This is a genomic window from Escherichia sp. HH26CH, assembly GCF_009820205.1.
In the GTDB taxonomy this organism is placed as follows: Bacteria; Pseudomonadota; Gammaproteobacteria; order Enterobacterales; family Enterobacteriaceae; genus Escherichia; species Escherichia coli_F.
The window spans coordinates 1-25,583 of the sequence record NZ_VNXM01000063.1 but is presented as its reverse complement, the minus strand read 5'-3'; the positions used below and the strand labels follow the sequence as shown (position 1 = coordinate 25,583).

Genomic DNA, 25,583 nt, shown 5'->3' with positions numbered 1-25,583 from the left:
GGATGTGCGCTTTTTTATTTTGCTTAGTGCTTCCTGCGCAGGCTACCAGCTTTACCGAATATCTGCCAATGAGTGACAGCGAATACGCGCAAAAGCGGGCGCTGAAACCTCTCCTGACTATGCCTTATTATACCGAGCAAACCTGGCATTTTAGAAAAGTGGGCGTTGCTGGCGTGACGCTTGAGAAGATGCCAAATGAAGAGGATTACTGGCAATTAACTGCTAAAGACCGCGCCGGTAAATCCTGGAAGGTGCCTGTGGGTATGCTGGCAAATATGGCGGGCAAAGGGCAACTCTATCGCGCCGATCTGGATCGTAACGGCATTCAGGATCTGGTTATCTGGTTACCAAGTGCTGGTAATGGTCTGGCTCCTTATGCACATTTAATCCTTATGACGTTCACGCGCGATGGTCGTCCCTGTGTCTTTGAACCCTGGGGATTCTACACCGCAAGCAAAACTGGCGTAGATGATTTGCTGGATTTGCAAGGCAATGGCCACACACAATTGCTGGATATGCAGTTTAATTCTGGTTACTGGATAACCAGTCTGTATCAGGTAAAAGATGCCAAATGGCAACGTGTTCACGGCTGGTTTGGCAAGTTAAGCTATCCCGCGCTCACGCGTTTCACTTATACCCCCAACCGTAAACTCGTCCTCAAACCCATTGCCGGGCGTGACCCGCAAACGGAAGATTTAGCGCTGACGCAGCGTTGTTTGATAACAGGGGATGTGCTTGATGGGGTGAATCAGAACTGACTTTTTGCAGAGTGGCTATGTGGGCGATTACGTGCAGACAGACGTCACGTCAATACAGAGAGAACAAAGAATGACTGCTAATGCTGCACGCGCTGTTAAAGCAACAAGAGAACTGGTCAATGCAGTCCCCTTTCTGGGAGGCAGTGACTCAGAAGATGATTATCGTGAAGCACTGGAACTGGTCGAATATTTGATTGAAGAAGATGACACCAATCCACTTATCGACTTTCTGGCGAGCCGCATTGCAGAGTATGAAAACAACCACGAAAAGTTTGCAGAGTTCGACAAAGCCGTTGCTGCAATGCCGGTTGGCGTGGCGTTACTTCGCACGTTGATTGATCAACATAATCTGACCTATGCGGATTTGAAGAACGAAATCGGCTCTAAATCCCTGGTCAGTCAGATTTTGTCTGGACAAAGATCCCTGACGATATCCCACATTAAGGCACTTTCAGCCCGATTTGGCGTTAAGCCGGAATGGTTTCTTTGATTTTGACTGATGCCAAACGCCAGATTGCCCGATGCGCAACGCTTATCGGGCCCACCTGGTTCGTGCGACTGTAGTTGCTTACTCTAAATCTTCACCGTTACTGGCAATCACTTTTTTATACCACCAGAATGATTTCTTACGCGTGCGCGCCAGCGTGCCGTTGCCTGCATCGTCACGGTCTACATAGACAAAACCGTAGCGTTTGCTCATTTCACCCGTTGACGCGGAAACTAAATCAATACAGCCCCAGGTGGTGTAGCCCATCAGCGGAATGCCGTCTGCAATCGCTTCGCCCATTGCGCGGATATGTTCGCGTAAATAGCTGATGCGATAGTCGTCGTTAATCTCGCCATTGGCAGCAAATTTATCTTTTGCGCCCAGGCCGTTTTCCACCAGAAACAGCGGCTTCTGATAACGGTCATACATCATGTTCATAGTGATACGCAGACCGAGTGGATCAATACCCCAGCCCCAGTCGCTTACCTGCAGATAGGGGTTACGCAGCGATTTCACCACGTTCGCCGCACTGCTGTTGTTGGCGCTCATCTCCGCTGAGGCGCAGCGCGAGGCGTAATAGCTGAAAGAGACAAAATCGACGGTGTTTTTCAGGATCTCATCATCGCCCGGAGCTTTGTCGATGGTTACCCCTTTTTCGCGAAATACGCGGGCAGAGTAAGCCGGATACGCGCCCCGCGCCTGCACATCGATAAAAAACAGGTTTTCCCTGTCTTTCTCCAGCGCTGCCCAGACATCTTCCGGCTTGCAGCTGTAAGGGTAGAAGTTGCCGCCCGCCAGCATACAGCCCACCTGATTTTGCGGGTTAACCTCATGGGCGATTTTGGTAGCTAACGCACTGGCAACCAGCTGGTGGTGCGCAGCCTGATATTTCACCTGCTCCTGATTTTCCCCTTCTTCAAACACCAGACCCGCGCCGGAGAACGGGCTATGCAACATAATGTTGATTTCATTGAAGGTGAGCCAGTATTTCACCAGGCCATCAAATGCTTCAAAGCAGGTCCGGGCGTAGCGGCTGAAAAACTCCACCAGCTTGCGGTTACGCCAGGAGCCATATTCAGTGACCAGATGCATCGGCACGTCGAAGTGACACAACGTGACCAGCGGTTCGATACCGTACTTTTTACACTCTTCAAATACCGCGCGGTAAAAAGCAATGCCCTGCTGGTTGGGCGTCAGTTCATCGCCCTGCGGAAAGAGGCGGCTCCAGGCAATCGAGGTGCGAAAAACCTTGAATCCCATCTCTGCCATCAGGGCGATATCTTCTTTATAACGATGATAAAAATCCGTCGCCTCATGGCTGGGATAAAACTCGTCATCGCGCAACTGAAAACGTTTTTCCAGCCCCAGTTTCACCGCCATTCGATGTTCGCCGTGCGGGATCATATCGACCGTGGTCAGCCCTTTGCCACCTTCACGGTACGCACCTTCAGATTGGTTGGCGGCAAGCGCGCCGCCCCATAAAAAATCTTGCGGAAATACTGACATTTTCATCCTCAATTAAGACTTACTTCTTTGGCGACGGTCGGTTGTACGCTCTGATGCTTTCGCGTCTGGGCAGCCGCTTCCTCAACAGGAATATCCTCAAAGCCGAGCAACAGTGTGAGGATAAATGACAGCACGACCGCCAGCGCCATGACGGCGAACACCCAGACGATGCTCATTGGATTCGCCGGATCGAAGAACTGCACGCTGGTAAATAATCCCGGCGCTGCCATTGAGTGGCTGGCAAGCCCCGCCATACCGGCAACCGCGCCGCAAATAAAACCGCTGATAAGACTGGCGATAAGCGGACGTTTCAGGCGGATCGCCACGCCGTATAATGCCGGTTCGGAAATCCCCGCCATAATGGCCGATGCCGCCGCCGCCAGCGCCGTCTGGCGCAGTTCCGGGTTTTTCGTTTTCCACGCCACCGCCAGTGATGAACCGCCCAGCGACAGGTTAGCGCCGATCTCTGATGGCATGACCATTCCTTCTTTGCCGGTTTCGGCAATAGTTTGAATGATGGTTGGCGTAAAGACGCGGTGCATTCCAGTCATTACCAGCAGAGGCCACAGTGCGCCCATAATGGCGACTGAAAGCCAGCCCAGATAACCATGAATGGTGTAAACCAGCGCCGAAATGGCGCTACCGATCCAGATACCAATCGGGCCAATCAGCAGGATTGCCAGCGGTGCGGCAATCAACACAATCAGCATCGGCTTGAGGAAGTTTTTCGTCACCGCTGGCGTAATGCTGTCCACCCAGCGTTCGATATATGACAGGCACCAGGTCATCACCAGCGCCGGGATCACTGTGTAGGTGTATTTCACCGCGGTGACCGGAATCAGGGCAAATTCAACATGTTCACCCTGGGCCGCTTTCGCCATCAGCTCAATAAAACTCGGATGTACCAGCACACCCGCAATGGCAATCGCCAGCGACATATTGGTTTTAAATTTGATGGCGGCAGAAGCAGCGACCATCAGCGGCAGGAAGAAGAAAGCACCATCACCAATCACATTGAGAATAGTTAAGGTCGGCGATCCTTTTGTCAGCACGCCGCTCATCTCGAGGATCATCGCCAGCAGTTTGACCATCGATCCGCCGATGATCGCCGGGATCAGCGGTGACATGGTGCCGATCAGCGCATCCAGGATCCCCGCACCAATGCGACGTAGCGTGAGTTTGGGTTTCCCCACGGGCTGCGTGGGCTGCATATCTCCAGGTAACAAGCTGACAACTTCCTGAAAAGCCTGCGAAACCGTATTACCGATAATCACCTGACACTGGTTGTCACTACGTACCACACCGAGCACGCCGGAGATAGTTTTTAACGTTGGGCTGTCGATCAGTGCATCATCTTTGATAACAAAGCGTAAACGCGTCATACAGTGCGTGACTGCCGAGATGTTATCAACGCCGCCCAGTGCCGCTATCACCGAGCGTGCCAGCGCCGCATAATTTTTGGCCATCGGATTTTATCCTGTTATCAGTAGGGTAGAGGTAGTTGTTATCAGTCGACGTGACGGGAAATTGCCGATGCTGAAACGGAATTAAGAAACCGGTTTCACAAAATCATGAATAGTTGATACTGATTAAGCAAGATAGCTAATTGCTCATTTTTTATATTTGTGAAACCGGTCACCTTAATATTTTTCCCGCTGCTTGCGCAAGGACAATCAGCCAACGGTGCAGTACACTGCGTTGATTGCGTGTTAAGGGATGAAAATGATGACGACAATGCTGGAAGTGGCGAAGCGCGCCGGGGTTTCAAAAGCGACCGTTTCCCGCGTGCTTTCAGGTAATGGCTACGTCAGCCAGGAAACTAAAGATCGCGTGTTTCAGGCGGTGGAAGAGAGCGGTTACCGCCCAAATTTGCTGGCGCGCAATCTGTCAGCGAAGAGTACTCAGACGCTGGGGCTGGTAGTGACCAACACGCTTTACCACGGCATTTATTTTAGTGAATTACTGTTTCATACCGCGAGAATGGCGGAAGAGAAAGGGCGTCAGCTGCTATTGGCAGATGGCAAACATAGCGCCGAAGAAGAACGCCAGGCGATTCAGTATCTACTGGATCTGCGCTGCGACGCCATTATGATTTACCCGCGCTTTTTAAGCGTGGATGAGATTGATGACATCATTGACGCACACAGTCAGCCGATAATGGTGCTCAATCGCCGCCTGCGCAAAAACAGCAGCCATAGCGTCTGGTGCGATCATAAACAGACCAGCTTTAACGCCGTGGCAGAGTTGATAAACGCCGGACATCAGGAGATTGCTTTCCTTACTGGTTCGATGGATTCCCCCACCAGCATTGAACGCCTTGCCGGATATAAAGACGCGCTGGCGCAGCATGGTATTGCACTCAATGAAAAACTTATCGCTAACGGTAAATGGACGCCTGCCAGCGGGGCCGAAGGGGTAGAAACGTTGCTCGAACGTGGGGCTAAATTTAGCGCGTTAGTTGCCAGTAACGACGATATGGCGATAGGTGCGATGAAAGCGTTGCATGACCGTGGTGTAGCGGTGCCGGGGCAAGTATCGGTTATTGGATTTGATGATATCGCAATTGCCCCCTACACCGTTCCGGCGCTCTCCAGCGTAAAAATTCCGGTGACTGAGATGATTCAGGAAATAATTGGGCGGCTGATATTTATGCTCGATGGTGGTGCTTACACACCGCCGAAAACCTTCAGCGGAAAACTGATCCGCCGCGACTCCCTCATTGATCTTTCGCGATAAACATTGTCATCACATGTCATCGTCACTAGTGTCGATGACATCGTTTTTTCTGCATTGCAGAATTTAATTTCTTTAAATAACAATCAATTAAAAGTTGGCATGATTTGTGAATGTATCGGCGCATTAACTGTCATTGCTGGAGAATTTGATGAACCGTTTCATCATTGCTGACGCGAGTAAATGTATTGGTTGTCGTACCTGTGAAGTGGCGTGCGTGGTTTCTCATCAGGAGAATCAGGACTGTGCATCGCTGACCCCGGAAACTTTTTTACCGCGAATCCATGTCATTAAAGGTGTGAACATTTCCACGGCGACAGTCTGCCGTCAGTGTGAAGATGCACCGTGCGCTAACGTCTGCCCGAATGGTGCTATCAGCCGTGATAAAGGGTTTGTTCATGTCATGCAGGAACGTTGCATTGGTTGCAAAACCTGCGTTGTGGCTTGCCCGTATGGTGCGATGGAAGTGGTAGTGCGTCCGGTGATTCGCAACAGCGGCGCAGGGCTTAACGTACGCGCTGACAAAGCCGAAGCTAATAAATGCGACCTCTGTAACCATCGTGAAGACGGCCCGGCCTGTATGGCTGCTTGCCCGACCCATGCGCTGATTTGTGTCGATCGTAATAAACTTGAACAACTGAGCGCAGAAAAGCGCCGCCGCACGGCGCTGATGTTCTAAAAATCTTACAGAACTGTTCTGGCATCAAAGGAATTCCCGGAAATATTCGTAGAATACGGAGCGGGCGGTATCGCCAACCTGTGAATACCGGATGCGACGCGGTCGTGTCCGGCTGGGCGGGTTACGCAATTCATGATGGCGGGAATAACTCAATGGCAAAAAACACATCTTGCGGTGTCCAACTGCGTATTCGTGGCAAAGTGCAGGGCGTCGGTTTTCGTCCCTTTGTCTGGCAACTGGCACAGCAATTAAATCTTCACGGCGATGTCTGTAATGACGGCGATGGCGTGGAAGTCCGGTTGCTGGAAGATCCGGAAACGTTTCTTGTTCAATTGCATCAGGATTGTCCGCCGCTGGCGCGTATTGATAGCGTCGAATGTGAGCCGTTTATCTGGATGCAGCCGCCCACTGAGTTCACCATCCGCCAGAGCGCGGGCGGCGTCATGAATACGCAAATTGTTCCCGATGCCGCGACTTGTCCTGCCTGTCTTGCCGAAATGAATACCCCAGGCGAACGGCGTTATCGTTATCCGTTTATCAACTGTACCCATTGCGGCCCGCGTTTCACCATTATTCGCGCGATGCCTTACGACCGTCCATTTACCGTGATGGCGGCGTTTCCGCTATGTCCGGCCTGCGATAAAGAATATCGCGACCCGCTCGATCGTCGCTTCCACGCCCAGCCGGTGGCCTGCCCGGAGTGTGGCCCACATCTTGAATGGCTAAGTCATGGTGAACATGCGGAACAAGAGGCGGCATTACAGGCGGCTATCGCTCAGTTAAAAATGGGCAACATTGTCGCTATCAAAGGGATTGGCGGATTTCATCTCGCCTGCGATGCGCGTAACAGTAACGCGGTGGCGACACTACGGGCGCGCAAACATCGCCCGGCGAAACCGCTGGCGGTTATGTTGCCAACGGCAGAAGGTTTGCCCGACGCTGCCCGTCAGTTGCTCACCACGCCCGCCGCGCCGATTGTACTGGTGGATAAAATATATGTTCCGGAACTTTGTGACGATATCGCCCCTGGCCTTAACGAAGTCGGGGTGATGTTGCCTGCGAATCCGCTCCAGCATTTGCTGTTACAGGAACTGCAATGCCCGCTGGTGATGACCTCCGGCAACCTGAGCGGTAAACCACCGGCTATCAGCAACGAACAGGCGCTGGAGGACTTGCAGGACATTGCCGACGGATTCTTGATTCATAACCGCGACATCGTGCAGCGGATGGATGATTCAGTGGTGCGCGAAAGTGGCGAAATGTTGCGCCGCTCGCGGGGGTATGTACCGGATGCGCTGGCTTTGCCTCCGGGCTTTAAAAATATTCCTCCTGTGCTGTGTCTCGGTGCGGATCTGAAAAATACCTTCTGTCTGGTGCGTGGTGAACAGGCGGTGTTGAGTCAACATTTGGGCGATTTAAGTGACGATGGCATTCAGATGCAGTGGCGCGAAGCGTTGCGCCTGATGCAAAACATCTACGATTTTACTCCACAGTTTGTGGTGCATGATGCGCATCCGGGCTATGTCTCCAGCCAGTGGGCGCGTGAGATGAATCTGCCGACGCAAACGGTGCTGCATCACCATGCCCACGCGGCGGCGTGTCTGGCAGAACATCACTGGCCGCTGGATGGCAGTGATGTCATTGCTTTGACGCTCGACGGTATTGGTATGGGCGAAAACGGCGCTTTATGGGGCGGCGAGTGCTTGCGGGTGAACTATCGCGAATGCCAGCACCTGGGTGGCTTGCCTGCGGTGGCGCTTCCGGGGGGCGATCTTGCGGCAAAGCAGCCGTGGCGAAACCTGCTGGCGCAGTGCCTGCGCTTTGTGCCGAAGTGGCAGAATTACCCTGAAACGGTAAGTGTGCAACAGCAAAACTGGAGCGTGCTGGCGCGGGCCATTGAGCGTGGAATTAACGCGCCGCTGGCATCATCGTGTGGGCGGTTGTTCGATGCCGTAGCGGCTGCGCTGGGCTGTGCGCCAGCCACGTTAAGTTATGAAGGTGAAGCGGCTTGCGCCCTCGAGGCGCTGGCGGCTTCGTGCCAGGGAGTGACGCATCCGGTGACGATGCCGCTGGAGGACAATCAACTGGATCTCGCCACTTTCTGGCAGCAGTGGCTGAACTGGCAGGCACCGGTTAATCAACGCGCGTGGGCATTTCATGATGCGCTGGCGCAGGGTTTTGCCGCGTTGATGCGTGAGCAGGCCACAATGTGCGGTATCACTACGCTGGTATTTAGCGGCGGGGTTATTCATAACCGTTTGCTGCGTGCACGTCTGGCGCATTATCTTGCTGATTTTACGTTGCTCTTCCCGCAGAGTTTACCTGCGGGGGATGGCGGGTTGTCTCTGGGGCAGGGGGTTATTGTTGCGGCCCGTTGGGTGGCGGGTGAAGTCCAGAATGGATAAACGTGTTGCATTTGGGCGCAGTGCCGGATGCGGCGTGAACGCCTTATCCGGCCTACACATGCGCTCCCCGTAGGTCGGATAAGACGCGCCAGCGTCGCATCCGACATTTTGGGCACACTAGCCTGCCTACATCGGCAAGGTTTTCAACAATCCAAACGCCTCTTTCATCCGATCCTCACTGACTACAAAGGCGCGAAGCTGGTCGGCATCGTCAACGCCGCGCGCCACCATTCCCTGGCTTTCGGTACAAATCTGCCAGCGCAAATCCCGACGCTGGGTTTCCCCTGCCAGATGCAGCGGTAATTCCGGCGTTTTGATTTTTACCAGCATGGCGGGAAGTTTCAGCGGTGCGTTTCCACCGAGCAAGTTCTTCGCCAGCACCATCGCGCTAAGTTGAATCGGCTGCAGGAACGGCAATACCTGACCGTTAATTTCTGCGCAATCGCCCAGCGCGTAAATATCGGCATTACTGGTTTGCAGATAACTATCGACGCAAACGCCGCGATTAATCGTCAGCCCCGCACGTCGTGCCAGGGCGGTTTCCGGGCGCAGTCCGGTTGCGGCAATTACCGCATCCACTTCGATACTGCGCTGGCGGTCCAGCGTTGCCTGAATGCCAGAATCCGTTTTTTCCAGCCACTGCAACTGAGATTTTAACAGCAGATGAACGCCCAACTCCGTCAACCGATGCTGCAAGCGGCTGCTTACTTCCGGTGGCATTAACGACGCCAGAATACTGGCAGCGTTGTCGATTAGCGTAACCATTTTGCCTGCCCGACAAAAATCCATCGCCAGTTCGCTACCAATCAAACCACCGCCAACAATCAACACCCGTCGGGCATCCCGCAGTTGTGTTTCACAGGCGCGATATTCTTGCTGACTATTTAACGTCAGCATTAACTCACGCCCGGGCACCGGCGGGACAAAGGCGCTGGCTCCGGTAGCCAGCACTAGCTTGTCGTATTGCCACTGATTATTCTGGCTTTTCACCACATGGGCTTCGGCATCGATATCCGTCACCCAGGTGTGCGGAAACAGGCGCAGATTAAACTGCTCGGCAAATTCACCCGCCGTCTGGCGGGTAAGGTCGTCGGCACGTTGCCCCTGACTGATCACATGGCTAAGATCAGGTTTGTTGTACTCATCGATGCTATCGGCGGCAATCAGGGTCAATGGAATACCGGCATCCTGTTTACGAATATTTTTCACCAGTTGGCGGGCGGCGAAGCCCGAACCAATGATCACAATGCCGTTGCTCATTTTGCCTCCGATGCCAGTTCGTCAAAGACGTCTTTGCCAAGGGAGCATTCCGGGCACAGGAAGTTATCCGGGACTTCACTCCACGGCGTTCCTGGCGCAACGTCCTGCATTGGCTCGCCTTTTGCCGGATCGTAAATCCACTGGCAGACGCTGCACTGCATCCGTGGGCCGAGGTCAGCCGTCGTGGTGGCACAGGTTTCTTCTTTAACCACCGTATTCACCGTGCTCTGCGGCAGCGGCGAAAGCGCCCACTGACGGGCAATTTCACGACCGTGTTCACGGCATAACTCCAGCGCGTCCTGGTCCGGTCGCCATTTGGCTTTCAGGCTAAGCGACATTTCGAAACCTGCATCCTGCAGGCGTGTGGAAAGACGATCCACCGCACCGCCGCTCCAGCCGTGAGAGCCGAAAGCACTGGCGCGTTTGTTACGGAAGCGTAATCCGGTCATCTCCTCCACCAGCCCGGCGATTTTCGGCATCATCACGTTATTCATCGTAGAAGTGCCGACCAGCACGCCTTTTGAGCGGAAGACATTGGTCAGGATTTCGTTTTTATCGCTTCGGGCGACGTTGAAAATTTTCACCGCTACGCGCGGGTCGGTTTCCGCAATCCCCTGGGCGATAGCGTCAGCCATCATGCGGGTGTTATTCGACATGGTGTCGTAGAAAATGGTGATTCTGTCTTCCTGATAATCCGCCGCCCATTTCAGGTACAGCTCGACAATTTGCGTCGGGTTATCGCGCCACACCACACCATGAGAGGTGGCAATCATATCGACCGGCAAGTTAAAGCCCAGGATCTCGGTGATTTTCGGCGTTACCAGGCGGCTGAACGGTGTCAGGATATTGGCGTAGTAACGCTGACACTGCTCGAAAAGCTCGGTCTGATCCACTTCATCGTTGAAGAGATGCTCGTCGCAGTAGTGCTGACCGAAAGCATCGTTACTGAACAGCACCGCGTCGCCCGTCAGGTAAGTCATCATGCTGTCCGGCCAGTGCAGCATTGGCGTTTCGACAAAAATGAGCTGTTTGCCGTTGCCGATATCCAGCGTGTCACCAGTTTTCACCACATTAAAATTCCACTCCGGATGATGGTGATGACCATTTATTGAGTCGATAGCGTTGGCAGTACAATAGATCGGCGTATCGGGAATTTGCGCCATCAGTTCGGTCAGCGCCCCGGCGTGATCCTCTTCAGCATGGTTAATTACGATGTAATCGATATCTGCCAGATCGATTTCATTCCGCAGGTTCTGTACAAATTCGCGGCTGAATTTATGGTCGACGGTGTCGATCAGTACGTTTTTTTCTTCGCGGATGAGGTAGCTGTTGTAACTGCTGCCGCGCAGCGTTTTATATTCTGTACCGTGAAAATCACGCACTTCCCAGTCACGTTGACCAACCCAATGAATGTTATTTTTCACCACAATAGACATAGCAACCTCAATTTATTCAGCGTGTTCTAAAAAGATGTCTTGCTAATTGCAGATTGCGTGCCAGTTTTTTATCTGTTTGTTTTTACTATATAAATAAAATTATTCTCATTAATGAGTAGTCAAAATGACTATCAATAAAATGGTCGATATGACAATATCTATAGTCAAATTGACAGTGAGGCAAAGATGAGTTTTTCCGTTGATGTGCTGGCGAATATCGCCATCGAATTGCAGCGTGGGATTGGTCATCAGGATCGTTTTCAGCGCCTGATCACCACGCTGCGTCAGGTGCTGGAGTGCGATGCGTCTGCGTTGCTACGTTACGACTCGCGGCAGTTTATTCCGCTTGCCATCGACGGGCTGGCGAAGGATGTTCTCGGTAGACGCTTTGCGCTGGAAGGGCATCCACGGCTGGAAGCGATTGCCCGCGCCGGGGACGTGGTGCGCTTTCCCGCAGACAGCGAATTGCCCGATCCCTATGACGGTTTGATTCCCGGGCAGGAGAGTCTGAAGGTTCACGCCTGTGTTGGTCTGCCGTTATTTGCCGGACAAAACCTGATCGGCGCACTGACGCTCGACGGGATGCAGCCCGATCAGTTCGATGTTTTCAGCGACGAAGAGTTACGGCTGATTGCCGTGTTGGCGGCGGGAGCGTTAAGCAATGCGTTGCTGATTGAACAACTGGAAAGCCAGAATATGCTGCCAGGCGATGCCACGCCGTTTGAAGCGCTGAAAGAGACGCAGATGATCGGCCTGTCGCCAGGCATGACGCAATTGAAAAAAGAGATTGAGATTGTGGCGGCGTCCGATCTCAACGTCCTAATTAGCGGTGAGACGGGAACCGGTAAGGAGCTGGTGGCGAAAGCGATTCATGAAGCCTCGCCGCGGGCGGTGAATCCGTTGGTCTATCTCAACTGTGCCGCACTGCCGGAAAGTGTGGCGGAAAGTGAGTTGTTCGGGCACGTGAAAGGGGCGTTTACTGGCGCTATCAGTAACCGCAGCGGGAAGTTTGAAATGGCGGATAACGGCACGCTGTTTCTGGATGAGATCGGCGAGTTGTCGTTGGCATTGCAGGCCAAGCTGCTGCGGGTGTTGCAGTATGGCGATATTCAGCGTGTTGGCGATGACCGCAGTTTGCGGGTCGATGTGCGCGTGCTGGCGGCGACTAACCGCGACTTGCGCGAAGAGGTGCTGGCAGGGCGATTTCGTGCTGACTTGTTTCATCGCCTGAGTGTGTTTCCGCTTTCGGTGCCACCGCTGCGTGAGCGGGGCGATGATGTCATTCTGCTGGCGGGGTATTTCTGCGAGCAGTGTCGTTTGCGGCTGGGGCTCTCCCGCGTGGTATTAAGTGCCGGGGCGCGAAATTTACTGCAACACTACAGTTTTCCAGGGAACGTGCGCGAACTGGAACATGCTATTCATCGGGCGGTGGTGCTGGCGAGAGCGACCCGCAGCGGCGATGAAGTGATTCTTGAAGCGCAACATTTTGCTTTTCCTGAGGTGACATTGCCGCCGCCAGAAGTGACGGCGGTGCCCGTCGTTAAGCAAAACCTGCGTGAAGCGACAGAAGCGTTCCAGCGTGAAACTATTCGCCAGGCGCTGGCACAAAATCATCACAACTGGGCTGCCAGCGCACGGATGCTGGAAACCGACGTCGCCAACCTGCATCGGCTGGCGAAACGTCTGGGGCTGAAGGATTAAATAATCCCGGCCTGATAGAAATCCTGCAGGTTAATTGCGCCGGTAAGTTTGCCATTTTCATCCACCACTGGTGCGGCGGTGATTTTGCGCTTCATCAGGATCTCTTTGGCGTCGATGGCGCGACTTTGCGATAGCAACGTCGTGCCGCCTGTCGTCATCGCTTCATTAACTGGCGTGGTGAGTGCGCCGCCGCCAACCAGCCAGCGACGTAAATCCCCGTCGGTAAAGACGCCTTTCACCAGCCGTTGATCGTCGCACACGGCTACGAGTCCCAGACCGGTGCGACTGAGTTCCAGCATCGCATCCATCACGCTGGCGGTTAACGCCACCTGCGGGATGGCGTCATCACGGCGCATCAGATGATGCACTTTGTTCAGCAAGCGAGCGCCCAGAGCCCCAGCTGGGTGGGAGCGGGCAAAATCTTCTTCATTAAATCCGCGCGCCTGCATGACCGCCATCGCCAGCGCGTCGCCCATCATCAGGGTATTGACGGTGCTGGAGGTCGGCGCAAGATGCATCGGGCAGGCTTCGCGTTCTACAGAGATATCCAGCACCGCTTTCGCCGCCAGGCCCAGCGGTGATGTCGGTTTACCGGTCATCGCCAGCAGCGCGATAGATTTGTCTTCCAGACGCGGAATAATCAGATCCAGCTCCTTTGCGCCACCGGAGTAAGAGATAAACAGCATCACATCGCGGCTTTCAATCATCCCCAGATCGCCGTGCAGTGCTTCTGCCGGATGGACAAAAAAAGCAGGCGTGCCGGTACTGGCAAGCGTTGCGGCGATTTTCTTACCAATGTGGCCCGATTTGCCAATTCCCGAAACCACCACTTTGCCTTCGCAGTGCAGGATGATATTGGCGGCGCGAACAAAATCATCGCCCAGACGTTCTGGTAAACGGCTTGCTTCCTGCAACTCCAGCATTAACGTCTGACGTCCCGCGTTCAGTAGTGCTTCACTCATTGCTCTCTCCGGTTATGATCACATCGATCCCTTTCTCTTCCAGCGCCTGACGAAACGCCGGATCGATACCTGCGTCGGTAATCAGCTTATCGACGCTTTCAAGACTACAAACCACGTTGGGGCTTTTACGGCCAAACTTCGATGAGTCAGCCATCAAAATCACTTCGCGCGCGGCATTACACATCGCTTTACTGACGGTATAGACCTCGTTGAAGGTGGTTACGCCTGCATTGAGATCGATGCCATCGGTGCCCATAAACAATTTATCGAAGCTGAAATGTTCGAAGGCGTTCTCTGCCAGCTGCCCGTGAAATGAGGCCGATTTTTTACGAAATGTGCCGCCTGGCATCAGGATAGTTTGTTCGTTATCCAGTTCGGATAGCGCATTGACGATGTGCAGGCTGTTGGTCATCACCGTGATGTTATTAAAGCGCGAGAGCAGGGGCACCATCTGTAATACAGTACTTCCAGCATCAAGAATGATTGAATCGCCATCATGAATAAAACTGACGGCAGCTTCTGCAATCAGCTCTTTCTTGTGGGTGTTGATGAGTGTTTTATGATCGATAGGCGGATCGGATTCCTCTTTATTCAACACCACTCCGCCATAAGTACGAATGACGGTTCCTGCATGTTCCAGAATGACCAGATCTTTGCGAATGGTTGTGCCTGTGGTGTCAAAGTATTGCGCCAATTCTTCAACCGAGCATTTCCCCTGCTTTTGCAGGTACTCCAGAATGGCGGCCTGACGCTGACGAGGTTTCATGGGCGTGATTACCTGATTTAGGTTTCAAAATGATAACTTCGCAAGCTAGTAACATTCACAACGAAATTATCCACGTTTCAGTTTAAGCGCCAATGATAGAGCATTCTGTGATAGTGGATCATGGGGAAAGATCACATCGGGCTGTAAATCAGCAGAATGCATGCCCGTAATTGCGGGAATTTTTTGCGGTCGGGCGAAGACAGTCAGTCCTTTCATAAACAAGGTGTCGACGATGCGCTGCTGATCGTCCAGGGCGATGGCGACCACGACCCGCGGTTTAAAGCGCCCGCTGGAACGGCCCACGCCAACCCGCCCTTGCTGGCATAGTGTGTCGAAGGCACGGTTAAAACGAGAAATTTGCCAGCCGCCTAAGGCCAGTTGCGCACACCAGGCGATAACGGCGACGGTGATGAGTGCAGATACCATAACCTCTCCTTAATGTAGTGGCGGAAGTCCTGTAGGCCTGATCAACGTAGCGCATCAGGCATTTTATGAGTCACGCGGAGATCCTTAAAGGATCTCCGCTGTTAATCAGAACATCACCTGACCGCCGGTGACATTAATCGACTGTCCGGTGCAGTACGACGCCTTAGGACTGGCGTAGAACAGCAGCATATTCAGCACATCCTGATAATCGCAGCCGCGTTTGAGCGGTACTTTGTCGATGTAATACTGCTCGACTTGATCCGGTTTGATACCCAGCTTGGTCGCGTATTGCGGCAACAATGACTGGAACATCGGTGATTTCAGCAGGTTACCGAGCATTAGTGAATGCACCGTAATGCCGTACTCCGCCAGATCCAGAGCCAGTGATTGAGTCAGTCCGACGCCACCAAATTTCGCGGCGCTATAACCAGAGTTGTGTTTGCTGCCCACTTTGCCGGATTTCGAGTTGATCTGAATAATGCGTCCTTGAATGCCGTCGCGGATCATCAAACGCGAAAATTCACGCGCACACAGGAAATAGCCCACCAGATTTACCTGTAGCGAGCGGTCAAAATCTCCAAGCTGGAAATCGCTGATAAAGGCTGCTTTTGCTATTCCGGCGCTGTAGACCAGTAAATCCACGCGACCAAAGATTTCATCTACCCCACGAGAGAGCGCCAGAACGCTCTGCTCGCTGGTGGCGTCAGCACCAAAACCGTACGCTGTTCCTTCACCATATTCGGCGTTAATTTCTTGCGCCACATTTGCAGCTTTGTCGCTCTGAATATCGACAACCGCGACGCGATACCCCTCGGCAGCCAGACCGTGGCACAGGAACGCGCCTAAGGTTTGCCCACCACCGATGACAACGGCAACCTGATTCATTTTTTACTCCTTAACAGATTCAAACTTCAAAACCGATCCCGGCGCGATATCGTCGGGTACAGGGCCTGCCACATGGACAGTGCCCGGAAATTCCGCTTCGCTTAAACCATCGAAGCGCAGGGTGACATGACCCAGTTCGCGAAGGTTGTCTTCCGCCACGCTGCCAACGGCGGTCACCGGATAGCGATGCTGCCCGAGAGAAAATTGCAAACCGGGATGGAGTGCACCTTTCAACTCGCCGTGGCAATGAATGAAGCAATACTCTTCGAGATCCGCAGGCGCGCCTTCACGAAAGGTGATGAGCATCTGGTCGCTGAGGGCGTCAGTGGCACTCGCGCCGATACGGGTGATGGTGGTCTGATAAATAACGGTCATGTTTCAGCCTCTATTGATAGATAAAACCGGAGACAAACCAGGCGATCAGTACAGTCGGCGCGCCGGTTAAAAAGCGGCTCACCAGTACAGAAGGGACACCGACGCGAACCGTGTCCTGACGGGCTTCCGCCAGCGACAAACCGACCGGGATGAAGTCGCAGGCCGCCTGCGCGTTGATGGCAAACAGTGCAGGTAAAGCCAGATGCGGCGGAATATTGCCGAGACCAATCTGCACGCCAATCAATACGCCGATAACCTGTGCGATAACTGCGCCAGGGCCGAGAAAAGGTGAAAGCAGCGGGAAGGAGCAGATGAGCGCCAGCATGACCAGCCCCAGTGGATGGCTCGCCAGCGGAGCAAGACCGTGGGCAATCCAGTCACCAAGGCCAGAAGCCATAATGATGCCAATGAGCGCCGAGACGAACGCCATAAACGGCAGAATGGTTTTTAATACAGTGTCGATGGTGTCACGGCCAGATTGAAACAGCACGGCAACGGCAGAACCCATACCCATTCCCACCTTCGCCAGTAAACCATCGCTTTGTTCGGTGATTTTCTTGCTGGTGTCATAGTCACGGCCCACGGAAGAGGGTTGTGGTGTCGCATCACCCACTACAGTGATGTTTTCTTCTTTCACGCCAGAGACATAAATATCTTCCACAATGTACTGCGCCAGTGGACCGGACTTGCCCGTCGAGTGGATATTAATGGTGGGAATACGCCGTTTCGGATAGATGCCGCAGCGTAATGTGCCGCCACAGTCGATTACCGCGACACCAATTTCTTCCTCCGCAGGTTCACCTTCTTTAAATCCGTCGATAGCCTGCCAGCCAGTAAGCTGTGCCAGTTTGTCGACAATCGCAGGCCGGGTACCGGCGGTGATATAGACAATTTTTTTGCCCGGCGTGGCTTCCAGCTCAAGCGGGCCGCCCCAGCCACCCGTTCCTTTTTCGATCCGAATACGCGTCATGATGTTGCTCCTGCCAGGTGAACTTTTTGTTCAAGTTGAATGCCCATCTTTTTCTCAAAAATAGCGGTGGTTAGATCGGTCACCCAGCCGCGGAAGAAGTTAGTGACCAGACCAACCAACAGATAGCTCACCGCCAGTGGGCCAAGTGGCAGGTTCAGCGTTGTCAGACCGCTGGCAATGCCAAGATAAACAAACAGTTCGCCAGGGTTGATATGGGGGAAGAGGCCATTCATTGAGTGACAGCTATAAGAGGCCGCCGCGTAATAGCTGGGTTTGTACTTTTCCGGCATAAAGCGACCCAGGCTTAAGGTCATCGGATTGCAAAAGACAAACGTGCCAATGCACGGTAACAGCAGGTAACGGGAAACAGGGTTACCGGCGCAACGTTGAGCAAAACGTTCAATACGATGCTGACCGATAAAATTAATCAGTGCGTTCATGATAACCAGCAGGCTAATCAACAGCGGAAGAATGCCGGTCACCATCCCGGTAAACACCTCTCCGCCCTTTTGGAACAGCCCGATAAACCACTCTGCACCATGAGTAATGGTTTCTATCATTGTTCTCTCCTTCAGGATTTATTGTTTTATTACCAAACGGCAACCTAATCTAATCAGATTGAAAGATTTAAAAGTGTTATTTTGATCGCAAAATGAAAGATAAATATTTTAATTTGAAAGTTTATATAAAAGGATAGTGAGGCGGATGAGTTGAGTTATGTAAAGTCCGTATCGGGCAGTGACTACCGCTTCCTTGTGCGGGGCGTGATGCTTTACCATACTTGCCCCTGGTTGAATCTGTTAAATGGACCCCTCATGTTCAAGCGTCGTTATGTAACATTGCTTCCCCTTTTTGTGTTGCTTGCCGCCTGTAGCAGCAAGCCAAAACCTACTGAGACTGAAACGACCACCGGAACGCCGTCTGGCGGCTTCCTGCTTGAGCCGCAGCACAATGTGATGCAGATGGGCGGCGATTTCGCTAACAACCCGAATGCCCAGCAGTTCATCGACAAAATGGTGAGCAAACACGGTTTCAATCGTCAGCAGTTGCAGGAAATTCTCTCCCAGGCGAAACGTCTGGATTCGGTATTGCGGCTGATGGATAACCAGGCACCAACCACATCGGTGAAACCGCCATCAGGTCCGAACGGCGCATGGCTGCGTTATCGCAAAAAATTTATTACGCCGGACAACGTGCAAAACGGCGTGGTTTTCTGGAATCAGTATGAAGACGCGTTGAATCGTGCGTGGCAGGTGTATGGTGTACCGCCGGAAATTATCGTCGGGATTATCGGCGTCGAAACTCGCTGGGGACGCGTGATGGGGAAAACCCGTATCCTCGATGCGCTGGCAACGCTGTCATTTAACTACCCACGCCGCGCGGAGTATTTCTCTGGTGAGCTGGAAACCTTCTTGCTGATGGCGCGCGACGAGCAGGACGATCCGCTCAATCTGAAAGGCTCGTTTGCCGGTGCGATGGGCTACGGTCAGTTTATGCCATCGTCTTATAAACAATATGCGGTAGATTTCAGCGGCGACGGGCATATCAACCTGTGGGATCCGGTTGATGCCATCGGTAGTGTGGCGAACTATTTTAAAGCGCACGGCTGGGTGAAAGGTGATCAGGTTGCGGTGATGGCAAACGGTCAGGCTCCAGGCTTGCCAAATGGCTTCAAAACCAAGTACAGCATTTCACAACTTGCTGCAGCTGGACTAACGCCACAGCAGCCGCTGGGCAATCATCAGCAGGCCAGCTTACTGCGCCTGGATGTTGGCACCGGTTACCAGTACTGGTACGGTTTGCCGAACTTCTACACTATCACCCGTTACAATCACAGCACCCATTACGCAATGGCCGTCTGGCAGTTAGGACAAGCCGTGGCACTGGCGCGCGTTCAGTAACTCTTTGCAAGAGGGAGGTTAAACTTCCCTCTGTTTTCTTACTGTTTATTCGAATGACGTAATTGCTTGATTTTTTTTCGACAGCGATATCGCATATCCTAGGCAGACAACGCCTAACGCAGCCTGACCGAAGTCGAAAGGTTCAAGGTAGCCAGAAGATAAAATTTTACATATCACTGAAACCAGTGCGCCGATGCCACCAATGATGACCCAAATACGCATTTGCGTGGTTTGTTTAAGCGCGTTTTGTGGCGTGTTATCCGTTTTCTTTGTTGCCATTGCTATTCTCTCCCTGTGAATACATATCAATGTGAACGCGGCATGGTAGCGCTTTTTCTTTACCGACTGGTCGCAACAGTCTTTTTCCGGAACGCAACTCGTAAAATGAATCGCTCGTCCCCATCTTCTGCGGGAAAGTGCTATCTTGTCCGGCATATATTTTTTGACTGACTGAGGTTGTGATGATTGACAGTGAACTGATGCAGTTAAGCGAACAGGTTGGGCAGGCGCTGAAAGCCCGTGGCGCAACCGTAACAACTGCTGAGTCTTGTACCGGCGGTTGGGTAGCGAAAGTGATTACCGATATTGCCGGTAGTTCCGCCTGGTTTGAACGCGGATTTGTCACCTACAGTAACGAAGCCAAAGCGCAGATGATCGGCGTACGCGAAGAGACGCTGGTGCAGCATGGCGCGGTGAGCGAACCCGTCGTGGTGGAAATGGCGATAGGCGCACTGAAAGCGGCTCGTGCTGATTATGCTGTGTCTGTCAGCGGTATCGCCGGGCCGGATGGCGGCAGTGAAGAGAAACCTGTCGGCACTGTCTGGTTTGCTTTTGCCACTGCCCGCGGCGAAGGCATTACCCGCCGGGAATGCTTCAGCGGTGATCGTGATGCGGTGCGTCGTCAGGCTACTGCGTATGCATTGCAAACCTTGTGGCAACAATTTCTACAAAACACTTGATACTGTATGAGCATACAGTATAATTGCTTCAACAGAACATATTGACTATCCGGTATTACCCGGCATGACAGGAGTAAAAATGGCTATCGACGAAAACAAACAGAAAGCGTTGGCGGCAGCACTGGGCCAGATTGAGAAACAATTTGGTAAAGGCTCCATCATGCGCCTGGGTGAAGACCGTTCCATGGATGTGGAAACCATCTCTACCGGTTCGCTTTCACTGGATATCGCGCTTGGGGCAGGTGGGCTGCCGATGGGCCGTATCGTCGAAATCTACGGACCGGAATCTTCCGGTAAAACTACACTGACGCTACAGGTTATTGCTGCAGCGCAGCGCGAAGGTAAAACCTGTGCGTTTATCGATGCTGAACACGCGCTGGACCCAATCTATGCACGTAAACTGGGCGTCGATATCGACAACCTGCTGTGCTCCCAGCCGGACACCGGCGAGCAGGCACTGGAAATCTGTGACGCTCTGGCGCGTTCTGGCGCAGTAGACGTTATCGTCGTTGACTCCGTGGCGGCACTGACACCGAAAGCGGAAATCGAAGGCGAAATCGGCGACTCTCACATGGGCCTTGCAGCACGTATGATGAGTCAGGCGATGCGTAAGCTGGCGGGTAACCTGAAGCAGTCCAACACGCTGCTGATCTTCATCAACCAGATCCGTATGAAAATTGGTGTGATGTTCGGTAACCCGGAAACGACTACCGGTGGTAACGCGCTGAAATTCTACGCTTCTGTTCGTCTCGACATCCGTCGCATCGGCGCGGTGAAAGAGGGCGAAAACGTGGTGGGTAGCGAAACCCGCGTGAAAGTGGTGAAGAACAAAATCGCTGCGCCGTTTAAACAGGCTGAATTCCAGATCCTCTACGGCGAAGGTATCAACTTCTACGGCGAACTGGTTGACCTGGGCGTGAAAGAGAAGCTGATCGAGAAAGCGGGCGCGTGGTACAGCTACAAAGGTGAGAAGATCGGTCAGGGTAAAGCGAATGCGACTGCCTGGCTGAAAGACAACCCGGAAACTGCGAAAGAGATCGAGAAGAAAGTACGTGAGTTGCTGCTGAGCAACCCGAACTCAACGCCGGATTTCTCTGTAGATGACAGCGAAGGCGTAGCAGAAACTAACGAAGATTTTTAATTGTCTTGTTTGATACACAAGGGTCGCATCTGCGGCCCTTTTGCTTTTTAAGTTGTAAGGGTATGCCATGACAGAATCAACATCCCGTCGCCCGGCATATGCTCGCCTGTTGGATCGTGCGGTACGCATTCTGGCGGTGCGCGATCACAGTGAGCAAGAACTGCGGCGTAAACTCGCGGCACCGATCATGGGCAAAAATGGCCCCGAAGAGATTGATGCCACGGTAGAAGATTACGAGCGTGTTATTGCCTGGTGCCATGAACATGGCTATCTCGATGACAGCCGATTTGTTGCGCGCTTTATCGCCAGCCGTAGCCGCAAAGGTTATGGACCTGCGCGTATTCGCCAGGAACTGAATCAGAAAGGTATTTCCCGCGAAGCGACAGAAAAAGCGATGCGTGAATGTGACATCGACTGGTGCGCACTGGCGCGCGATCAGGCGACGCGAAAATATGGCGAACCTTTGCCAACTGTCTTTTCAGAAAAAGTTAAGATCCAGCGTTTTCTGCTCTATCGCGGCTATCTGATGGAGGATATCCAGGATATTTGGCGAAATTTTGCCGACTGAACGCATACGGTATTTTACTTCCCAGTCAAGAAAACTTATCTTATTCCCACTTTTCAGTTACCAGCCCGGCGGTTAAGACACGCTGTAGCTGGTGGCGATATTTCGTTAGCTTGATTTCAGGATAATTATGAGCAAGAGCACCGCTGAGATCCGTCAGGCGTTTCTCGACTTTTTCCATAGTAAGGGACATCAGGTAGTTGCCAGCAGCTCCCTGGTACCCCATAACGACCCAACTTTGTTGTTTACCAACGCCGGGATGAACCAGTTCAAGGATGTGTTCCTTGGGCTCGACAAGCGTAATTATTCCCGCGCTACCACTTCCCAACGCTGCGTGCGTGCAGGTGGTAAACACAACGACCTGGAAAACGTCGGTTACACCGCGCGTCACCATACCTTCTTCGAAATGCTGGGCAACTTCAGCTTCGGCGACTATTTCAAACACGATGCTATTCAGTTTGCATGGGAACTGCTGACCAGCGAAAAATGGTTTGCCCTGCCGAAAGAGCGTCTGTGGGTTACCGTCTATGAAAGCGACGACGAAGCCTACGAAATCTGGGAAAAAGAAGTAGGGATCCCGCGCGAACGTATTATTCGCATCGGCGATAACAAAGGTGCGCCATACGCATCTGACAACTTCTGGCAGATGGGTGACACTGGTCCGTGTGGCCCGTGCACCGAAATCTTCTACGATCATGGCGACCACATTTGGGGTGGCCCTCCGGGAAGTCCGGAAGAAGACGGCGACCGTTACATTGAGATTTGGAACATCGTCTTCATGCAGTTCAACCGCCAGGCAGATGGCACGATGGAACCGCTGCCGAAGCCGTCTGTAGATACCGGTATGGGTCTGGAGCGTATTGCTGCGGTGCTGCAACACGTTAACTCTAACTATGACATTGACCTGTTCCGCACGCTGATCCAGGCAGTAGCGAAAGTCACTGGCGCGACCGATCTGAGCAATAAATCACTGCGCGTAATCGCTGACCACATTCGTTCTTGTGCGTTCCTGATCGCGGATGGCGTAATGCCGTCCAACGAAAACCGTGGTTATGTACTGCGTCGTATCATTCGTCGCGCAGTGCGTCACGGCAATATGCTCGGCGCGAAAGAAACCTTCTTCTACAAACTGGTTGGTCCGCTGATCGACGTTATGGGATCTGCAGGTGAAGACCTGAAACGCCAGCAGGCGCAGGTTGAGCAGGTGCTGAAGACTGAAGAAGAGCAGTTTGCCCGCACGCTGGAACGCGGTCTGGCGCTGCTGGACGAAGAGCTGGCGAAACTTTCTGGCGATACGCTGGATGGCGAAACTGCTTTCCGTCTGTATGACACCTACGGTTTCCCGGTTGACCTGACGGCTGATGTTTGTCGTGAACGCAACATCAAAGTTGACGAAGCTGGTTTTGAAGCAGCAATGGAAGAGCAGCGTCGTCGTGCGCGCGAAGCCAGTGGCTTTGGTGCCGATTACAACGCAATGATCCGTGTTGACAGTGCATCTGAATTTAAAGGCTATGACCATCTGGAACTGAACGGCAAAGTGACTGCGCTGTTTGTTGATGGTAAAGCGGTTGATGCCATCAATGCAGGCCAGGAAGCTGTGGTCGTGCTGGATCAAACGCCATTCTATGCGGAATCTGGCGGTCAGGTTGGCGATAAAGGTGAACTGAAAGGCGCTAACTTCTCCTTTGCGGTGGAAGATACGCAGAAATACGGCCAGGCGATTGGTCATATCGGTAAACTTGCTGCGGGTTCTCTGAAAGTGGGCGACGCGGTGCAGGCTGATGTTGATGAGGCTCGTCGCGCTCGTATTCGTCTGAATCACTCCGCAACGCACCTGATGCACGCTGCGCTGCGCCAGGTTTTGGGTACTCATGTATCGCAGAAAGGTTCACTGGTTAACGACAAAGTGCTGCGCTTCGACTTCTCACACAACGAAGCGATGAAACCAGAAGAGATTCGTGCGGTTGAAGACCTGGTGAACGCGCAGATTCGCCGTAACTTGCCGATCGAAACCAACATCATGGATCTCGAAGCGGCGAAAGCGAAAGGTGCGATGGCGCTGTTTGGCGAGAAGTATGATGAGCGCGTACGCGTGCTGAGCATGGGCGATTTCTCCACCGAGCTGTGTGGCGGTACTCACGCAAGCCGCACCGGTGATATTGGTCTGTTCCGCATCATCTCTGAATCGGGTACTGCTGCAGGTGTTCGTCGTATCGAAGCGGTAACCGGAGAAGGCGCTATCGCCACCGTCCATGCAGACAGCGATCGCTTAAGCGAAGTCGCACATCTGTTGAAAGGCGATAGCAATAATCTGGCTGATAAAGTGCGCTCAGTACTGGAACGTACGCGTCAGCTGGAAAAAGAGTTACAACAGCTTAAAGAACAAGCTGCCGCACAGGAGAGCGCAAATCTTTCCAGTAAGGCAATTGATGTTAATGGTGTTAAGCTGTTGGTTAGCGAGCTTAGCGGTGTTGAGCCGAAAATGTTGCGTACCATGGTTGACGATTTAAAAAATCAGCTGGGGTCGACAATTATCGTGCTGGCAACGGTAGCCGAAGGTAAGGTTTCTCTGATTGCAGGCGTATCTAAGGACGTCACAGATCGTGTGAAAGCAGGGGAACTGATTGGTATGGTCGCTCAGCAGGTGGGCGGCAAGGGTGGTGGACGTCCTGACATGGCGCAAGCCGGTGGTACGGATGCTGCGGCCTTACCTGCAGCGTTAGCCAGTGTGAAAGGCTGGGTCAGCGCGAAATTGCAATAATATAAGCGTCAGGCAATGCCGTGGACTCGCTTCACGGCATTCGCATTAACGCTATCGACAACGATAAAGTCAGGTTGAAGTTGTGTATATCGGCTAAACTTAGGTTTAACAGAATGTAATGCCATGACTGCTTACATGTAATGTGTTTGTCATTGCTTACTTTTTGGCGTTATATGATGGATAATGCCGGGATACAGAGAGACCCGACTCTTTTAATCTTTCAAGGAGCAAAGAATGCTGATTCTGACTCGTCGAGTTGGTGAGACCCTCATGATTGGGGATGAGGTCACCGTGACAGTTTTAGGGGTAAAGGGCAACCAGGTACGTATTGGCGTAAATGCCCCGAAGGAAGTTTCTGTTCACCGTGAAGAGATCTACCAGCGTATCCAGGCTGAAAAATCCCAGCAGTCCAGTTACTAATCTTTCCGCGTCTCATCTTTATCGGTGAGACGCACCCTCAAAATTCCTCCTTCACTCCATTGTTTTTTCGCTTTACTCCCGTTCATTCAACTTTAGTCTCCATTTTTTTGCATTACTGCTATCTGTCAGACCTCCGTTTTTCTGTTGATAAAACACTCTTTTTGACGTTTTTACAGACTAATTGAGCGTGAAGTGTGCAAACGATAAAAGTGTGGGAAAAATTGTTTGACTTATAAGTCTCAGAAAGTAATATGTGCGCCACGCAGCGACGATGAGCGATAAACAAGTTCTTCGAAGCACTCGTAAGAGGCGTGTGGTGAGGTGGCCGAGAGGCTGAAGGCGCTCCCCTGCTAAGGGAGTATGCGGTCAAAAGCTGCATCCGGGGTTCGAATCCCCGCCTCACCGCCATTTGCATCCGTAGCTCAGCTGGATAGAGTACTCGGCTACGAACCGAGCGGTCGGAGGTTCGAATCCTCCCGGATGCACC

At 52.7% G+C, this 25,583-nt stretch carries 24 protein-coding genes and 2 tRNA genes; 14 read left to right on the top strand and 12 right to left on the bottom strand.

Annotated features, from left to right (window positions below; translation table 11 throughout):
* Positions 1-2 precede the first annotated feature (2 nt).
* Both FQ015_RS19385 and FQ015_RS19380 read left to right on the top strand, forming a co-directional pair.
* Entirely contained in the window at positions 3-758 is a 756-nt protein-coding gene (locus tag FQ015_RS19385; protein ID WP_039021019.1) for a hypothetical protein, read from the top strand.
* A 70-nt stretch (positions 759-828) separates the two neighbouring features.
* On the top strand, positions 829-1,248 hold the full coding sequence (locus FQ015_RS19380; RefSeq protein ID WP_000126291.1) for a helix-turn-helix domain-containing protein: 420 nt from the start codon (positions 829-831) through the stop codon (positions 1,246-1,248).
* 78 nt (positions 1,249-1,326) lie between these two features.
* Here the strand turns inward: FQ015_RS19380 and ascB are convergent, their stop codons facing one another.
* Both ascB and ascF read right to left on the bottom strand, forming a co-directional pair.
* Entirely contained in the window at positions 1,327-2,751 is a 1,425-nt protein-coding gene (gene ascB / locus FQ015_RS19375) for a 6-phospho-beta-glucosidase AscB (protein WP_160524392.1), read from the bottom strand.
* A gap of 8 nt (positions 2,752-2,759) precedes the next feature.
* A complete protein-coding gene (gene ascF / locus FQ015_RS19370; RefSeq protein WP_105278416.1) occupies positions 2,760-4,217 on the bottom strand; it encodes a PTS cellobiose/arbutin/salicin transporter subunit IIBC in 1,458 nt (485 codons plus the stop codon).
* Positions 4,218-4,476: 259 nt separating this feature from the next.
* On the opposite strand from ascF, the gene ascG reads away from it, so the two are divergent.
* From ascG to hypF, 3 genes are all read left to right on the top strand, one after another.
* Entirely contained in the window at positions 4,477-5,487 is a 1,011-nt protein-coding gene (ascG, locus tag FQ015_RS19365; RefSeq protein WP_039021028.1) for a DNA-binding transcriptional regulator AscG, read from the top strand.
* Positions 5,488-5,635: 148 nt separating this feature from the next.
* Positions 5,636-6,163: an electron transport protein HydN gene (gene hydN, locus FQ015_RS19360; protein WP_001078777.1), complete on the top strand. Its 528-nt coding sequence runs from the start codon at positions 5,636-5,638 to the stop codon at positions 6,161-6,163.
* A 152-nt stretch (positions 6,164-6,315) separates the two neighbouring features.
* Entirely contained in the window at positions 6,316-8,568 is a 2,253-nt protein-coding gene (gene hypF, locus FQ015_RS19355; RefSeq protein ID WP_160524391.1) for a carbamoyltransferase HypF, read from the top strand.
* Between the two features lie 126 nt (positions 8,569-8,694).
* Here the strand turns inward: hypF and norW are convergent, their stop codons facing one another.
* Together norW and norV are read right to left on the bottom strand one after the other, a co-directional pair.
* Complete coding sequence (gene norW, locus FQ015_RS19350; RefSeq protein WP_160524390.1) at positions 8,695-9,828, bottom strand: NADH:flavorubredoxin reductase NorW; 1,134 nt, start codon at positions 9,826-9,828, stop codon at positions 8,695-8,697.
* Positions 9,825-11,264, bottom strand: coding sequence for an anaerobic nitric oxide reductase flavorubredoxin (gene norV, locus FQ015_RS19345; protein WP_000029633.1), 1,440 nt, complete (start codon positions 11,262-11,264; stop codon positions 9,825-9,827). Before norV ends, norW begins: the two co-directional genes overlap by 4 nt.
* A gap of 186 nt (positions 11,265-11,450) precedes the next feature.
* Between norV and norR the strand changes: the two genes are divergently transcribed.
* The gene (gene norR, locus FQ015_RS19340; RefSeq protein WP_160524389.1) at positions 11,451-12,965 is read left to right on the top strand and encodes a nitric oxide reductase transcriptional regulator NorR; all 1,515 of its coding nucleotides are present in this window, start codon (positions 11,451-11,453) and stop codon (positions 12,963-12,965) included.
* On the opposite strand, the gene gutQ is transcribed toward norR, so the two are convergent.
* The 7 genes from gutQ to srlA all read right to left on the bottom strand — a co-directional run bounded on the left by gutQ (position 12,962) and on the right by srlA (position 17,909).
* The gene (gutQ, locus tag FQ015_RS19335; RefSeq protein ID WP_160524388.1) at positions 12,962-13,927 is read right to left on the bottom strand and encodes an arabinose-5-phosphate isomerase GutQ; all 966 of its coding nucleotides are present in this window, start codon (positions 13,925-13,927) and stop codon (positions 12,962-12,964) included. The genes norR and gutQ overlap by 4 nt on opposite strands.
* Positions 13,920-14,693 carry a glucitol operon DNA-binding transcriptional repressor SrlR gene (gene srlR, locus FQ015_RS19330; protein ID WP_000804546.1) on the bottom strand — a complete coding sequence of 258 codons (774 nt, stop codon included), beginning with the start codon at positions 14,691-14,693 and terminating at the stop codon, positions 13,920-13,922. Before srlR ends, gutQ begins: the two co-directional genes overlap by 8 nt.
* 66 nt (positions 14,694-14,759) lie before the next feature.
* On the bottom strand, positions 14,760-15,119 hold the full coding sequence (gene gutM, locus FQ015_RS19325; RefSeq protein WP_000252910.1) for a transcriptional regulator GutM: 360 nt from the start codon (positions 15,117-15,119) through the stop codon (positions 14,760-14,762).
* A 105-nt stretch (positions 15,120-15,224) separates the two neighbouring features.
* Positions 15,225-16,004: a sorbitol-6-phosphate dehydrogenase gene (gene srlD / locus FQ015_RS19320; RefSeq protein ID WP_001077351.1), complete on the bottom strand. Its 780-nt coding sequence runs from the start codon at positions 16,002-16,004 to the stop codon at positions 15,225-15,227.
* A gap of 3 nt (positions 16,005-16,007) precedes the next feature.
* Entirely contained in the window at positions 16,008-16,379 is a 372-nt protein-coding gene (srlB, locus tag FQ015_RS19315; protein ID WP_000216203.1) for a PTS glucitol/sorbitol transporter subunit IIA, read from the bottom strand.
* Positions 16,380-16,389: 10 nt separating this feature from the next.
* Positions 16,390-17,349: a PTS glucitol/sorbitol transporter subunit IIB gene (gene srlE, locus FQ015_RS19310; protein WP_000196939.1), complete on the bottom strand. Its 960-nt coding sequence runs from the start codon at positions 17,347-17,349 to the stop codon at positions 16,390-16,392.
* A complete protein-coding gene (srlA, locus tag FQ015_RS19305) occupies positions 17,346-17,909 on the bottom strand; it encodes a PTS glucitol/sorbitol transporter subunit IIC (protein ID WP_000573321.1) in 564 nt (187 codons plus the stop codon). Before srlA ends, srlE begins: the two co-directional genes overlap by 4 nt.
* A gap of 255 nt (positions 17,910-18,164) precedes the next feature.
* Between srlA and mltB the strand changes: the two genes are divergently transcribed.
* A complete protein-coding gene (gene mltB / locus FQ015_RS19300; protein WP_001352999.1) occupies positions 18,165-19,250 on the top strand; it encodes a lytic murein transglycosylase B in 1,086 nt (361 codons plus the stop codon).
* Between the two features lie 45 nt (positions 19,251-19,295).
* Here the strand turns inward: mltB and FQ015_RS19295 are convergent, their stop codons facing one another.
* Positions 19,296-19,529, bottom strand: a complete 234-nt coding sequence (locus tag FQ015_RS19295; protein ID WP_002431969.1) for a hypothetical protein — start codon at positions 19,527-19,529, stop codon at positions 19,296-19,298.
* A gap of 182 nt (positions 19,530-19,711) precedes the next feature.
* Between FQ015_RS19295 and pncC the strand changes: the two genes are divergently transcribed.
* From pncC to FQ015_RS19260, 7 genes are all read left to right on the top strand, one after another.
* Positions 19,712-20,209: a nicotinamide-nucleotide amidase gene (pncC, locus tag FQ015_RS19290; protein ID WP_125400274.1), complete on the top strand. Its 498-nt coding sequence runs from the start codon at positions 19,712-19,714 to the stop codon at positions 20,207-20,209.
* 79 nt (positions 20,210-20,288) lie between these two features.
* Positions 20,289-21,350, top strand: a complete 1,062-nt coding sequence (gene recA, locus FQ015_RS19285; protein WP_000963143.1) for a recombinase RecA — start codon at positions 20,289-20,291, stop codon at positions 21,348-21,350.
* A gap of 67 nt (positions 21,351-21,417) precedes the next feature.
* Positions 21,418-21,918, top strand: coding sequence for a recombination regulator RecX (recX, locus tag FQ015_RS19280; protein WP_000140516.1), 501 nt, complete (start codon positions 21,418-21,420; stop codon positions 21,916-21,918).
* A 127-nt stretch (positions 21,919-22,045) separates the two neighbouring features.
* A complete protein-coding gene (alaS, locus tag FQ015_RS19275) occupies positions 22,046-24,676 on the top strand; it encodes an alanine--tRNA ligase (RefSeq protein WP_000047170.1) in 2,631 nt (876 codons plus the stop codon).
* A 234-nt stretch (positions 24,677-24,910) separates the two neighbouring features.
* Positions 24,911-25,096: a carbon storage regulator CsrA gene (gene csrA / locus FQ015_RS19270; protein WP_000906486.1), complete on the top strand. Its 186-nt coding sequence runs from the start codon at positions 24,911-24,913 to the stop codon at positions 25,094-25,096.
* Between the two features lie 315 nt (positions 25,097-25,411).
* Positions 25,412-25,504 (top strand) — tRNA-Ser (locus FQ015_RS19265).
* A gap of 3 nt (positions 25,505-25,507) precedes the next feature.
* A tRNA-Arg gene (locus tag FQ015_RS19260) sits at positions 25,508-25,581 on the top strand.
* Positions 25,582-25,583: the final 2 nt, after the last annotated feature.